This is a genomic window from Leclercia sp. UBA5076 (genome assembly GCF_002416465.1).
Lineage (GTDB): Bacteria > Pseudomonadota > Gammaproteobacteria > Enterobacterales > Enterobacteriaceae > Enterobacter.
The window spans coordinates 185,137-195,082 of sequence record NZ_DIAO01000009.1; the positions used below are offsets into that span (position 1 = coordinate 185,137).

Consider the following 9,946-nt stretch of genomic DNA (forward strand, 5'->3'; position numbering starts at 1 on the left):
AAAATTCTGCTTACCTCCCGGCCAGGTGCGCCAGCGGCATGATCAGCCTGCATTCACCCTCCTCACTGACGGCGCGCCAGCCCGCATCGGACGTCTCTTCCTGGGTAATGGGCATGCCCTGCGCGGTAAGCTGCGCGATCAGATCTGAGAATTCCGCCCCGGTCACCGGGCGGGGCTGCCAGAAAGTCTGTTTATTGTCGGTCAGGATCGGCAGAAGCGCGATCTGCGGCTGCGGATTGCCAAGCAGCAGGCGGACGACAAAGCCATACGGCGGCACGCCACGCGACTGGTATTCACCGTTACTGTTAAACACCCCATTGCCGATGCTGTAGACCACCAGACTTTCGCCCTGTTTTACCGCCTCGCCTGCCATGTGCGGCCCGGAGCCGATAATCAGGTCGGCTCCGGCCTCGCAGAGACGCTGCGCCAGCGCCCGCTGTCCCACCGTTGTCCACTGGTAATCTAGCCCCCAGTGAGCGAGCACGATAGTGGTGGCTGGCCGGGGGCGTGCTTTCTCCAGACGCAGCTGTTCAGCCAGGCCGCCGCTCAGGCAGGCGACCCCTGCCCGACGTGGGCGGGCATAAAAGGCGCAATCCTGCTCCATGTAGCGTCGGTACCAGTAGGCGCTGAAAATCTTGTACTGTCTGTCGCCCACCGTCAGCACCAGCGGAGCGTGGGCCTGCTGCGCATTGCGTCCGGCGCCGATGCAGGCAATGCCGCCGCCGCCAAACGCCGCCAGGGTGCTCTCCAGCCCCGGCACTCCGGCATCCATGGCGTGATTATTGCCAAGGGCCACCGCGTCGATACCCTGTTTACGCAGCGCGGTAACCGAGGCGACCGGATCCCCGGTCAGGCAGAACGGCTTTCGCCCTTCCAGACTGGCGCGCAGATCGGTGGCGAGGGCCGTCTCAAAGTTGGCAAGAGTGAAGTCGCTACCGCGCAGCAGGGGGGCGATGCCCAGAAAGCTGTGATCGTAGCCGTAACGTTGCAGGGCATCATCCAGACCCCGCGCCTGGCGCTTACGGGTATACCACTCCCCAAAGTAGGTGTCGCCCAACAAGGTGAGGGTCGCCACAGGTTTGTCGATGTGCCGTTCGACGGGCACCGGTGCGGGCTCTGCGCCATCCACTCCGGCCAGGAGCCCATCCAGCAGATAGTCGAGATGAAAGGCGTCATCCGCCCCGGCAGCGCAGGCCAGCCAGAGTTCGCCTGCGATCCACTGCAACGCAACGCCCCAGCGTCCGGCGCAGAATTGTCCCCATGCGCTGCCGTTGCTGTGCAGGTTGCCGCTTTTACGGTAGACCCGCTCGCCGATGGCCGCCTCGTGCTCACCCAGCCACGTAAGCCAGTGCGGGTAGCGCAGCTGGAAATGGTGCATCAGCCTGGCGATATCCGTAAGCGTGGTGCGCTGGCCGGGGCGGGGCCGACCGGAGACGTTATTGATATGGGTGTGGCGCATCTCCAGCTGGTCGACAAGGCTGCGCAGCGCCTTCAACGCCTCCGCGCTGCTGCCGGCCAGCGTTTCCGCCAGATGAATGGCGGCGTCGCAGGCGTTGTGGATGAGCATCCCCTGCACCAGCGATTTCACGGTTGCCGTGCACCCCCGTTGCAGGCCAAGAGCCGGATTGCCCTGCAGAACGTGGGCAGCGATGCCATGCATCTCAACAGGCGTATCAAGGTCTATTTTTTTCGCCAGCAGCCGTTCTGCCAGGCAGACGGCCAGCAGCAGCTGGCTCAAGTACGTGGGGGCAAACGCGCTGTCACCCTGCTCAGACAGCCGGGTTTCGCCGGTGGTAAGATTCATCAGCAGGCGGGCGATTTGCCCTTTTGCCAGGGCTGGCGACGCGGTAAGTCGGCGCTTCAACAGGCCGACAACCCGCCTGAAGTCGGAATTACGCACGCTCCCTTTGACCAGCACGATATCGCCGTCGCGCAACGCTGGCACAGCGGCTTCCACCAGCGCCTCTGCGGTACTGAAATGACCGCCACGAACCTCCTCCGGCAGGGTGTCGAGCAGGGCATACATCTCGTCACCGTGCAGAAATGCCTGCTGACAGCCAGCCGCCAGCAGGGGCTGCGCCAGCGAGCGGTGGATGGCGGCGGACCGATCCCCGAGGTTGATGATCCGCCCCAGCAGGGCGATCACACGGCCGCCCCCTTCCTGCGCTCGCTGAGCGGCCACCTCAAACGCGTTGAGCATCGAGAGGTATTCGGCGTTATAACTGTCGTCAATCAGGGTGACAGCCCCGCCGCCCGGCAGCGGCAGCGCGGAAATGCCCATATGTTGATCATCGCTGCGCCAGGTTTCGAGGCTGGCCACGATCTCCGCCAGGCTCACCCCGAGCAGATCGGCGGCGATAAGCGAGGCCACCGAGTTAAGCGCGGCGCCTTTGCCCGGCACAGCCAGCCGGTAATTCAGGCTCTGCTGACGGAGGCTGAGCGTGATCAGGCTCCCGTTGGCATTCTGGGTAAACGCCGTGATCCGCACGTCGGCGTCGGCATCAAACCCGTAGCTGATGATGCGGGCACCGTCACGGGTGACGCTCGCAGCCACGGTGTCATAGCTGGCCATATCACGGTTTAAAATGGCGTAACCACCCGGAATAAGACCGTGACTGATGCGCGCTTTAAAGCGGGCCACATCGTCGAGAGAGGTCACGCTCCTGCCCACCTGGGTGAGGCCGATCTCGGTAATAATGACGATATGCGGTTTGATACGCGGGCCGATCCCGCCGTTGCGCATCCACAGAGCAGAGATCGCCACCTCCAGCACCACCGCCTGCGGATTGCAGACTGCACGCGCCAGCGTGATGGAGGCCCCCGTGCGGGTGTTATGGTTTCCGCGGCTCGCCACTACCGACATATGCTTTGTCAGGATGCTGTTGAGCATCTCTTTGGTCGAGGTTTTGCCTACCGTACCGGTGATCGCCACCAGCTTACCGTCCAGTCGCCGCCGGGCTTCTTCTGCAAGCCAAAGCAGGGCCTGATAGCTGTTGCCCACCACCAGTTGAGGGAAGTCTGGCGGGAGATCTTCAAGGCGTCGCTGGACGATGGCCCCGCAGTAACGAGAGGCGTGGCGGGAAAGCGAAAGATGAGTATCATCCCAGCCAGCGTAAACTCCGGTGTTGCCGGAGCCCTTGTGCCAGGTGTCGGGATCGATGGCGACAAACAGACAGGGATGGCCAGGCTGCGCCTTATCATGAAAAAGGACAATGTCAGTGGCGCACCAGCCTGCATCCGGGCGATTGTACCAGACGCTACCGGGTAGTTTTTCGAGTTCGGCAGCGGTCCATCCCGGGGCTTGCGTCTCTGCGCGTGGCTGACGGGGCGGTTTCTGGCGCATATTTTTATTCCTGCTTTTTTGGGCTTATCCGCGTAGCGGACAAAGGCGAATGGCGTTGATACCGGCATTCCCCGTCAAATTATGAAATTGCGGCGGTCTGGCGGGGCGTTCGAGCAGTTCTACCCGGTGGCCATGTTCCCGCAGCGCATCCGCGAATCGCGCCTGCAGATCGAACGGCGTATTGCGATCCTGCGGGTTGCCGATCACCAGGATCAACCGGAAGGGATCGGCGGCGATCCCGCTGATGTGGTCGAGGGGATCCCACGGGTGAGGGAGGCCGGTGCCGTCCAGTGCAGGCGCCGGGGCTTCGCCACGCTGCTGACGCAGGCGCTGCGCCCGCTCGAGTATTCCCCAGGCGCCGGAAGTAAGCACCGCGCAGGCGATGTCCCGGCGGCCGGTAGTCAACAGCGCCGAAGCGGCGGTGGCGCCTCCGCTGTGTCCGCTGAGAATAAAGCGCTGGATACCATAGCGGGCCTTGATAGCATTGAGGGCGGCATCGATAGCCTGGAACTCTTCCGCCTGACGACGGCGGTAATGGTTGCCGCTGGAGCCGTAGGTGCCGGGGCGGGCGATAATAATGGTCGGCAACCCGGTCTGGCGTAGGATCGCCCGGGCCTGACGGCGTTGGTCGGCGGCGGTGTTACCGGGAATGGTTTCGGGTGGACGCTTTATCTGCGAGACGCGGTCGCCTTTTAACATCACCACCGCCAGCGGGGCAGCCTGGAGATTTCCGGCGCTGAAATAGCGCATACAGGCGTTGCCTTGAGGGTAGTGTACCCACACGGCCTCGTCGCCGACCGGGCAGTGCTCCCGGGAGGCCGGTTGGTTCCACAGCAGCGGCATTTCAGCGTATGCATACAGGCTCACCAGCAGCAGGCTCCCTACCGCGAAACATCGACTCACAATACTGCCCCGGAAGAAACATAGATATACAGAATACACAACTTGTCATACATAATGGTATTATCTGGTTAGGATTTTTCTGACAGGGTTTCTTCAGGCGTTATCAGGAGTAAAAATGCCGCTCAGCCAATTACTGGCGCAAACCCGCCCGGCGATGGAATTGCTGGACGTCGCGCCCAAACCGCCGATTTGCCCCGCCTGGGCGATCTTTTTTAGTGCTTCCGATGGTCAAAGCCGTGCGCATATTGTGCAGGGCTCTGGCGACAGCTTCGATCAGGCCTGGCAGCAGGGCGTAGAGGCGCTGCTGCAGTGGCAGCAAAAGAGTGGGGCGGTGGTTTGCTGGCTGCGCGTTGACCTTGTGGATCAGGTGCAGGCCCTGCGCTGGGATAACCTGCAAGCCCGTTTAGCCAAGACCAAACGCAACTATTTTCGCTTCGGCATCAGCCTGGACCCAGCGTTTCGCTACGCGATGCTGGAGCAGGAGATTGCCGCCAACGCGCTGCTCTATCATGGCGATCACGGCGTTGCCACGCCCAATGCCACTAATCTGGCCCATTTTTCCCGCCGTCGCTTCGGCGCTGTGCTGAGCTGGCCGGAGGAGCCTGACCAGACGCTCTGGCGCTTCACCACCCGGGCGCTGTTTTGCGACGGCGAGCAGTTGTTACCCATCGAATCGACCGGGCGTAACAGCGGCTACCGCCAGCTACCCGACTGGCAGGCGACGGCGCTTGAGCCGATGATCGCCTCCGCCACCGACTACCTTGCCCGGCAGATCGCCCCCTCCGGGCGCTATCAGTACGGCTGGTTCCCCTGTTTCGACCGCGCCATTCCCACCTATAACGCCTTGCGCCACGCCAGCTCCACCTATGCACTGCTCGAAGGATGGGAAGTGACGCAGCAGCCTGAACAGTTCGCGGCAATCGAGCGGGCACTCAACGACCTCTGCGCCAGCTTTATTCGTACTTACCGGCTACCGGACGGCAGCGACGCCGATTTCCTGGTCGATACCGGGGATGAGATTAAGCTTGGCGGCAATGCGGTGTGTATTCTGGCGATGGCGAAATACAGCGAGCTGACCGGTGATGATCGGTATCTGGAACCGATGGCGCGGCTGGCGAACGGGATCGGCTTTATGCAGGATCCACAGACGGGGGGGTTTGTTCACGTGCTGAACGCAGGGGATCTGTCGCTGAAGGCGGCGCACCGCATTATCTATTACGACGGTGAGGCGGCGTTTGCGCTGATGCGTCTTTACGGACTGACTAAAGCGCCGCGCTGGCTGGCAATGGTCGAACGGGCGATGGATCATTTTATTGTGCAGAAGCACTGGCAGGCACACGATCACTGGCTCAGCTACTGCGTCAACGAGCTGACGTGCTACCAGCCGCTGGAGCGCTATTACCAGTTTGGGCTGGATAACGTGCGCGATCATCTCGACTTCGTTCAGAACCGCGTCACCACTTATCCTACGCTGCTTGAGTTGATGATGGCGGCCTCACGGATGATCGCGCGGCTTGAGACATCGCCGCATAAACATCTGCTGGCGGGCTTCGACATGGCGGTGTTCAACCAGGCGCTGGAGAGCCGCGCCCGCTATCTGGCAAACGGCTTTTTCTGGCCGGAACTGGCGATGTTCTTTAAAAACCCGCCGCGCATCGTCGGCAGCTTTTTTATTCGTCACCACAGCTATCGCGTGCGAATCGACGATGTTGAACACTACCTTTCCGGCTATGTCGCGTACCGTAAGCGCTGGCTGGCCCGGTCAGGCGAGCAGTAAGTTACGTCATGCGGCTTTATCCTTCTCTTCTGGTGAGCTGTCGACGCTGGCTGTCGCTCTGGCTGGTGCTGCTGCTGGTTATCTCCCCCGGACTCGGCGCCGGGTGGGATTTCAGCGCCATCAGCACCCGTACCGAACGGCTGTATGGCCCGGCTACCCCCGCCGCCCGGCAGCGGATTGATGAGTGGGCAGCGTTGCTTAAACAGCCGTCGCAGGGCACGATCCATGACACCTTAAACCGGGTTAACCAGTTTTTTAACGCCCGGATGGCGTTTCGCGATGATATCGTCGTCTGGAAGCAGCAGGATTACTGGGCAACGCCAATTGAGTTTTTACGTCAGGGGGCAGGGGACTGCGAGGACTTTGCGCTGGCGAAATATTTCACCCTGCGCGAAATGGGCGTGCCGGCGAACCAGTTACGTATTACCTATGTTAAAGCACTCGAACTGAATCAGGCGCACATGGTGGTGACATGGTATTCCACCCCCACGGCGATCCCACTGGTTCTGGATAACCTGAAAACCGCCATCTTGCCTGCTACACAGCGTACCGATCTGCTTCCGGTGTATGCGTTTAACGGCGAAGGGCTGTGGCTGCCGCAATCTGGCGGCAACAAACGCGTGGGTGACAGCAAACGGCTCTCCCGCTGGCAGGATCTTCTCACCCGTATGCGTGCAGAAGGATTTGTAATTCATGAATAGGATAGGGCCATGTCTCTTTATAAACAGCTACTGATTGGCATCTGTTTATTTACGCTCGTCATTTTCTGCGGCAACTTTTTCGTTACCCTGGAAAGCTCACGGGAGCAGTACCGCAATCAGCTTAGCGCCCACGCGCAGGACGCGGCGACGGCGCTGGGGGTGTCGCTGACCACCCATATCGACGATCCGGCCATGACCGAGCTGATGGTGAACTCCATCTTCGACAGCGGCTATTTCTATCGCATTCGCGTGATCGACATTAAAACCAATAAACCGATTATCGAGCGCAGCGACGTACCCCAGAGCACCCGTGTACCGCACTGGTTTGTGCGGCTGGTGAACCTCAGCCCAGGCGAAGGCGATGCCATTGTGATGCGGGGCTGGACGCAGGTTGCCCGGGTAGAAGTGGTCAGCCATCCGATGTTCGCCCTGGCCCGCCTGTGGAACAGTATCGTTGCCAGCTTTTTGTGGCTGATCGGCTGTAGCCTGCTGTTTGTGCTGGCAGCCACCCTGCTGTTGAACCGCATTCTGCGCCCGCTTAACTATATTGCCGGACAGGCGATGGCCATCTGCCGCCGCGAGTTTCTTAATATACAGGCGCTGCCAAAAACGCCTGAGCTGCGCCGGGTGGTGGACGCCACCAACATGATGGTGACCCAGCTCAAGGTGTTATTCAGCGAGCAGGCCCGGCGTACCGAAGCGCTGCGCCAGGAGGCCTATCACGACAGCCTGACCGGCCTGAGCAACCGCCGGGCGTTTGATATGCAGCTCCAGTCACGCCTGAGTGATGAAGAGAACGCCGCCGGCCACATTATGCTGCTGCGGGTGCAGGATCTGATGGGGCTTAACCACCGTCTGGGTGGGGCGAAATCCGATCAGCTGCTGGTGGCCGTGGCGGATATTCTGAGCGGCCTGCAGCGCAACTATTTCCACAACGAGGGGTTTGTAGCCCGCGTGCGCGGCGGGGAGTTTGCCATTATCGCCCCGCAGATCCTGGGCCAGGAGCTCGATAATCTGCGCAACACCCTCAGCACCCAGCTGAAGGCGCTGTCTGAGATGGGCATGAGCGACGTGACGCCGGTGGCGCATTTTGCCCTGGTGCCGTTTAACCCAGGCGATACGCCCCAGGCAGTACTGGCTCAGGCGGATCAGGCGCTGGCAAGAGCCGAAACCGAAATGCGCATCTTTGCGACGCCCGATACCGCATCGGCCACCGAGAGCGAAGACGATCATCACAGCTGGTACACCCGTCTGGACGCGGTGCTGACAAGCGGCGACTTTGCGCTCTTTTCACAGCCGGTCTACGCCTGCAACAGCGCGCGTGAGGTGCTGCATCATAAGATCCTCGCGCGAATTAAAACCCCGGAGGGGGAGCTGGTGCCTGCCGGACGCTTTATGCCGTGGATCCACCGGCTCAATCTCAGCCGCCGCATGGACATTGTGATGCTCCAGCAGACCCTAAGTGAGCTGGCAAAATCACCGCGTCCGCTGGCGCTGAGCATCAGCGGGGCCAGCGTCGCGGATGACCAGAGCCTGAATGCCCTGTTGCAGCCGCTGAAAAGCGCGCCGCAGCTGGCAACCTGGCTGACGTTTGAGCTGGATGAGAATGAGCTGCCCGATGTCGAGAGGGTGAATGTTCTGGTCAGCCGCCTGAAGGCGTTGGGGTGTCGTCTGGGGATCCAGCACTTTGGCGGACGCTTCCACCTTATCGGCAATTTGCCGCAATGGGGTCTGGCCTGGATTAAGGTTGATGGCAGTTATATTCGCGATATAGACAGCGAGGACGATAAAAAACTGTTTATTGAGGCTATTTACTGGGCCGCCCGTCAGATAAATCTTCCTTTAATTGCCGAGCGAGTGGAAACGGCAGGCGAACTGGCGATCCTCGAAAAAATGGGGCTGTATGGCGCAATGGGGCGCTATTTTGCTGATGCCAGTACGCTGGGTGGAAATTAACCTCACAGGTTATACAGAGGCTGAATATGTATTACGTAGAACGCGATAGGGAAAGACGAATAATTCGGATGGAATTGACACCTTTTTCCGCAATGACAGAACAGCACGATCTCTGTACGCCCGAGATTGACGAGTGGTTGCGCCAGCGTGATATCCGCGAAGCCACGCTGTATCAGCTGCGGCAAAGCGACCTTGAGATGGTGCGTGTGCTTGAGGATCTGATCGAGGTTCTGATGAGTAAAGGGGTTATCACCATTACTGACCTGCCGCCTGCCGCACAGGCCAAACTCACCAGCCGTGCGCAGGCGCGTCGCTCGCTGAGTGGTCTGGAAGGGTTAATCGCGGATGAGGACGAGGGGCTTATTTAGCCTCTTTTGCGTACCGGGATTAATCAACAATTAATAGGGGGATATTTCCCTGGCTCCCTATTTTGATAGTACAGATCTTTTTAGTTTCCTGTTTATTCATGGCATCTATTAATATAGCGCCCTGATCCGTATCTGCATCAATAAATCTGGTGCATAAAGGCGTATTGTAGTCATAGTTGCACAGCATATTACTAATACAGATTAAATACTCTTTTAGCATTCTAAGCCTGACAAATGGATGAATTGGGCAAGAAAAAGATTGAGGGAGACAATATATGAGTGGCGTATCCGGGATTGTCAAAGCAGTAATCGGGCAGGTATTTGCCGTCAGCCCTGACGGCAGTAAGCGTTTGCTGACCGAAGGCGACCGCGTTCTCGAAGGAGAACACGTCCAGACGGGAGCGGCTGGCGCAATTACCTTATCTTTGCCGGATGGCAAACAACTGGATGTGGGGCGTGACAGTCAGTGGGACAGCTCAGGGCATATAGTGGCAGAGGCCACGGCGACCCAGCAGCAGGACGTGGCAGCCATCCAGCAGGCTATTGCCGACGGGCAGGACCCGACGCAAACCCTGGAAGCGACAGCAGCTGGTCCGCAATCCGGTAATTCTGGCGGCGAGCCAGGCGGCAGCGGCGGCGGGTCACATACCCACGTCGTGCTCGATCTTACCGGCGAAATTGTTGATCCCACTGCGGGTTACCCAACGATCGGCCTGGATTTCCCCGATGATGAGCCCCCGGAAGAATTAACGCTGCTCGATATTGATGATTCAGATGCTGATGCGGATGCTGACGCGGATGCGGATGCGGATGCCGACGCGGATGCAGATGCCGATTCGGACGCTGACGCTGACGCGGATTCCGATGCCGATGCCGACGCGGATGCCGATGCTGATGC

At 59.9% G+C, this 9,946-nt stretch carries 7 protein-coding genes; 5 read left to right on the plus strand and 2 right to left on the minus strand.

All coding sequences use genetic code 11. The annotated features are described in order from the left end of the window. Nucleotides 1-10: 10 nt before the first annotated feature. Both B3X29_RS10085 and B3X29_RS10090 read right to left on the minus strand, forming a co-directional pair. The gene (locus tag B3X29_RS10085) at nucleotides 11-3,343 is read right to left on the minus strand and encodes a CapA family protein (RefSeq protein WP_159339642.1); all 3,333 of its coding nucleotides are present in this window, start codon (nucleotides 3,341-3,343) and stop codon (nucleotides 11-13) included. A gap of 24 nt (nucleotides 3,344-3,367) precedes the next feature. Further along, nucleotides 3,368-4,246 (minus strand): alpha/beta hydrolase family protein, encoded by an 879-nt coding sequence (locus B3X29_RS10090; protein WP_236560463.1) that lies wholly within the window; start codon nucleotides 4,244-4,246, stop codon nucleotides 3,368-3,370. Nucleotides 4,247-4,361: 115 nt separating this feature from the next. Here B3X29_RS10090 and B3X29_RS10095 point away from each other — a divergent pair, with 115 nt between their 5' ends. The 5 genes from B3X29_RS10095 to B3X29_RS10115 form a co-directional block, all read left to right on the plus strand. Further along, complete coding sequence (locus B3X29_RS10095) at nucleotides 4,362-6,023, plus strand: Mur ligase (protein WP_156654984.1); 1,662 nt, start codon at nucleotides 4,362-4,364, stop codon at nucleotides 6,021-6,023. A gap of 8 nt (nucleotides 6,024-6,031) precedes the next feature. Continuing rightward, nucleotides 6,032-6,724 (plus strand): cysteine protease LapG, encoded by a 693-nt coding sequence (gene lapG / locus B3X29_RS10100; RefSeq protein WP_103180595.1) that lies wholly within the window; start codon nucleotides 6,032-6,034, stop codon nucleotides 6,722-6,724. Between the two features lie 9 nt (nucleotides 6,725-6,733). Then, on the plus strand, nucleotides 6,734-8,680 hold the full coding sequence (gene lapD, locus B3X29_RS10105) for a cyclic di-GMP receptor LapD (RefSeq protein WP_103180594.1): 1,947 nt from the start codon (nucleotides 6,734-6,736) through the stop codon (nucleotides 8,678-8,680). 68 nt (nucleotides 8,681-8,748) lie between these two features. Next, on the plus strand, nucleotides 8,749-9,048 hold the full coding sequence (locus B3X29_RS10110; RefSeq protein ID WP_236560462.1) for a tryptophan synthase subunit beta: 300 nt from the start codon (nucleotides 8,749-8,751) through the stop codon (nucleotides 9,046-9,048). A 275-nt stretch (nucleotides 9,049-9,323) separates the two neighbouring features. After that, a partial coding sequence (locus B3X29_RS10115; RefSeq protein WP_290531428.1) for a retention module-containing protein occupies nucleotides 9,324-9,946 on the plus strand: 623 nt, incomplete at its 3' end.

What these genes read in the sequence shown, in the direction of transcription:
- B3X29_RS10110 (WP_236560462.1), top strand. Translation starts at nt 8,749, where the DNA reads ATGGAATTGACACCTTTTTCCGCAATGACAGAACAGCACGATCTCTGT.
- lapG (WP_103180595.1), top strand. Translation starts at nt 6,032, where the DNA reads ATGCGGCTTTATCCTTCTCTTCTGGTGAGCTGTCGACGCTGGCTGTCG.
- B3X29_RS10085 (WP_159339642.1), bottom strand. Translation starts at nt 3,343, where the DNA reads ATGCGCCAGAAACCGCCCCGTCAGCCACGCGCAGAGACGCAAGCCCCG.
- B3X29_RS10095 (WP_156654984.1), top strand. Translation starts at nt 4,362, where the DNA reads ATGCCGCTCAGCCAATTACTGGCGCAAACCCGCCCGGCGATGGAATTG.
- lapD (WP_103180594.1), top strand. Translation starts at nt 6,734, where the DNA reads ATGTCTCTTTATAAACAGCTACTGATTGGCATCTGTTTATTTACGCTC.